Here is a 4,024-nt window from a genome sequence, read left to right on the forward strand (position 1 = left end):
CCTGTCTTCCGCAACCTCTAGGCTAAATTTAAGTAAAATTCAATGATGGCGTGACGCATCCAATAAGGCGTGACGCTATTTTTTGCGCCAGCTCAATATATTATAATTATGTAGGCGTGGTGTATCTCATGTATGATATAATAAAGCGGTAGAAGGTTTTTATACATTTTGAGTTGAGGTTACACTATGTTTTTAAGCAAACAGAAAAAAGGGGGCATTGTTTACCTTTATCTGATTGAGAGTTCTTACGATAGAGAGACTCACACCAGGCGTAAGAAAATAGTGAAATCTTTTGGGCAGTACGAAGCTTTTGCCAAAGAACATCCTGATGAACTTAGGAAGCTTGAAGATGAATACGGAGACCAAAAGAAGAAAGCTCAGCAGGTTAGAGAAAAATCCATCACCGATTTTTTCCATACAGGAGAACAGGGAACAAACCTTGCCGCTGCGATTGAATGTCTTTTCCCTCAGAAAACAGCTCACCTGTTACTTCGTAAAATCTGGGATGATGAACTCCTGATGTCCAGACACCTCAGCTATCTTAAGAGCAGAGATTCAAATCCGGTGGAATTTAATGTTTCAAATCTGGCTCTGTATTTTTCTACACTGAAAATAGTCAATCCATGTTCCTATTTTATGGGGCTGGAGTTAAGTCCAAGATTTTTAGGTGATCCTATGAGTGAGGTATCATCTGATGATGTCTACCGCTGTCTGAGTTATCTTAGCTCTCATAAGGAACAGTTGTTCAAGCATATAAATACCAGACTGGATGCGCTTACCAATAGAAAGCATTCCCTGATTTTCTATGACTGCACTAACTGTTATTTTGAAACTCCTTACAATGATTCATACTGGTACAGGAAAAAAGCACTGAGGATCATCAGAAAACAGCTCCGTAAACTTGATGGCCGATATTCAGCTATGAGTGATCGCGAACTTAATCAAGTAATTGAGAATACCCCCGACTACAGTGTACAGGTAGATGAACTGCTGGAGGCAATGGGAGAGCCATTCAGAATGCATGGAGTCAGCAAAGAGAAAAGAACCGATTTACCGCTGGTTTCCATTGCCCTGATTATAGATGAGAATGCAATTCCTATCGACTTTGAAGTCTATGCAGGAAACAAGTCTGAAAAAAAGACTATGGTTAATTCCATCAGAGCACTTAAGGAGAAGTATCAGGTAAACAATGCCATGGTTGTAGCTGACAGTGGACTGAACAGTGCCCCAAATCTACTGATGCTGAATGACGAAAAACTAGGTTTCTCTGTGGCCAAATCAGCCCTGTCTTTTGAAAAGAGAATAAGAGAACAGGAGCTTGAACTCAGTACCTTTAAAAACATGGTTACCGACGAAGGTGAAGTTACTCCATACCGGTACAAGATAATTGATTTTAAAACCAGAAAAGCAGAGTTTACAGATAGCAAAAATCAGGTTCAGAAAAAGTCTCTTGACTGTAAGCTACTCATTACCTTTAGCGAAAAAAGAAAAGAACGTGATTTAGCAAATCTGGAAGCTATGCTGGTTCAGGCACAGGATGCAGTAATTCAGAATAAGGAGATTACTCATAAATTCTCTGGATGGCAACAGTTTGTAGAGACGAATACGGTTGAAGCTGAGGAAGAAAACAACTCAGAAAATAAGGATAACCAGCCAAAGCGTAAAAAGAAACTGATTGCAGTTAAACTCAATACCAAACTAATTGAGAAAAGAAGGAAATGCGCAGGCTTTGCAGGGGTGCTTTTTAAGGAGCCTCCTACTGAAAAAACAGAATATCAGCCAGCCTTTATCAGCTCTATGTACCATAAGCTGGTAAAAATCGAAGAATGTTTCAGAATTATGAAAAAGGATTTTGAAATCAGACCGATGTATCTTAGAGACCAAAACCATATTAAAGGTCATGTATTCCTCTGTATAACCGCTCTGATTATGCTTAGACTGCTGCAGAGAAAATTTGCGGAAAATAACCTTCCGCTGTCAGTAGAGAAGATCAAGGATTTACTTCAGAACGAGCTGCTGACCATGGCCTATAGAGGAGATCTTGACCCATTGCTCTTTAAATCACAGGAATTACCAATGAATAACTGCCTCAGAGTAAAAGATGAAGAGGCAGAAAAGAGAATGCAAGACTTCCTCTCAGGAAATAAACTAATGGATATGCTGGGGCTTCCTAGAATAAAGAACGTAACTACCATGGATGAGCTTAGAAAGATATTCAAAATCAAGACACTTGAGGTATCGGATTTCCAGAAAAAATATATTTCCAGAAAAAATATATATGGCGCCAACACGATCAGATCATTATCTCAAATCTGTTGAAGCCTGATTTTCAACCAAATCGGCAGGTAATTGTGCCAATTTACAAATTTACAACTCTTTGTCAAAAGCCCGGTTTTATAGTCAGGCACGACAAAGTGCCAAGATTATTCACTAACTTTGGCTTTGTTCTTTCAAAATATGATTCAAAGGATTAAATCTAAGTTCGTTTAGCCTTGATTTTATGTCTTCCTCTAGCAAACTTACCAAGTGGCGTATCATCATTGATACTGGCCTCAAAACCGGTTTCTTTTAGATTGTCAGGAATGTCATTGCCTGTAGGCTCAGCCTCTTTGTAGACAATGCCGATAAGACCTTCATCATTCTCAAGCTCTGACATATCCCTGGTAAAGAATGCTTTCATGAACTTGAATCCATAATCATCTTTCTGTGCAAGCATTCTCAGTGTCTTGAAAGACCATGGTTTATTGTAGTGGTAAGGTATATTGTCCCTGATGTAGCTAAGAATATTGAATGCCATTTTGGTATAGATTGTGCTGTTGTTTATATAGTCTCTATTCCTTAATGGCAGTTGATCCTGCTCAAAGACCACATCCAGTACCCAGTGCATTGATTCAACCTTCCATCTCTGGAGAATGATTTTAAGCATGGTATCGGCAAATTCCTTATCCAGTCCATCTATAACCAGAGAGCTGATATAGAATCTGTCTTCATTCTCAACTATGGTATTAGAGTTTTTGTAAATTCTTGTGGTTCTTACTCTAATCACAGAATTGACATCAGGCCACTTTTTGCGCATTTCCTTAGAGAGAGCGTACTTGGCATCAAGAATTGCAATCTCTTTGCCTTCCTTTCTGCCATGAGCCTCAAAGACCATGGTAGATGAAACAGATTCTCCTGGATATTTATCCATATCGTAGAATTGAAATCCGGTTTTTACGTCATCTATCAGATTACCCTGATTGTCTTTCAGACAAACCAGAAAGTCGGCATTGGCATCAACCACAGCCTTTACTGTATATGGTCTGGTATTTATGGCATCCCAGGTGAGGATTGCATTTCTCAGATTCAGCGCTTTAATCATATCCAGAATTACTTCTGCTTCATGATTTTTCTTGTCTACAGTTCTCTGGGAAAGAGTAATTCCGTATGTTGAGGAATGCAGACTAACGATATCGATGCCAGAATCTTTTCGTGCATCATTTCCGTTCTTGCTTGATCTTGTTGCATTGATATTCTGTCCATCAGCTGCGATTACCTCTCTTTCTTTTAAAGGTACTGAACCCAATGTTTTCTCTGAGAGTTCTCTATGATTGGCAAAGTAGTTTGTTAGGAAGTTTACCGTTTCATCAGTATTAAGAATGCTTACTACTCTTCTTAAGGTCTGCTCTGATGGAACGTCATCAGACAAACCATAGAAATTTTCTTTAAGCCAAGGCTGCTTTTCTAACCAGAACAGTCTCTGTTCTCTTGCGTCATTACAGTTACATATTCTGGCTAAAATAACTATAGAGCATATGACACTCAGAGGATAGATAATGCGGTCCTGTGCTCGGGGATCAGTTAAATTCAGCTCAACAATTCTCTGAAGAAAAGAAGCATCGTTAATAGTATTGTCAAAAGCATCCTGGTCAGTTGAAGTCATTTTTATTCTTTTGTATCCGTTACAATTACAGGGAAAGGATATTAATTATTCAACATTAAGTTTGATCCGTGAATCACATTTTGAAAGAACAAAATCAGTAGG

At 38.7% G+C, this 4,024-nt stretch carries 2 protein-coding genes; one reads left to right on the forward strand and one right to left on the reverse strand.

Translation table 11 applies throughout. The annotated features are described in order from the left end of the window. Positions 1-186 precede the first annotated feature (186 nt). The gene (locus tag QZU45_RS12230; protein ID WP_295355687.1) at positions 187-2,319 is read left to right on the forward strand and encodes an IS1634 family transposase; all 2,133 of its coding nucleotides are present in this window, start codon (positions 187-189) and stop codon (positions 2,317-2,319) included. Positions 2,320-2,476: 157 nt separating this feature from the next. On the opposite strand, the gene QZU45_RS12235 is transcribed toward QZU45_RS12230, so the two are convergent. Beyond that, positions 2,477-3,922, reverse strand: coding sequence for an ISAs1 family transposase (locus QZU45_RS12235; protein WP_295355689.1), 1,446 nt, complete (start codon positions 3,920-3,922; stop codon positions 2,477-2,479). Between the last annotated feature and the right edge of the window lie 102 nt (positions 3,923-4,024).

The sequence above is a fragment of the uncultured Succinivibrio sp. genome (assembly GCF_902756765.1).
Taxonomy (GTDB): domain Bacteria; phylum Pseudomonadota; class Gammaproteobacteria; order Enterobacterales; family Succinivibrionaceae; genus Succinivibrio.

Coding starts and splice junctions, on each gene's coding strand:
- QZU45_RS12230 (WP_295355687.1), top strand. CDS start 187: ATGTTTTTAAGCAAACAGAAAAAAGGGGGCATTGTTTACCTTTATCTG.
- QZU45_RS12235 (WP_295355689.1), bottom strand. CDS start 3,922: ATGACTTCAACTGACCAGGATGCTTTTGACAATACTATTAACGATGCT.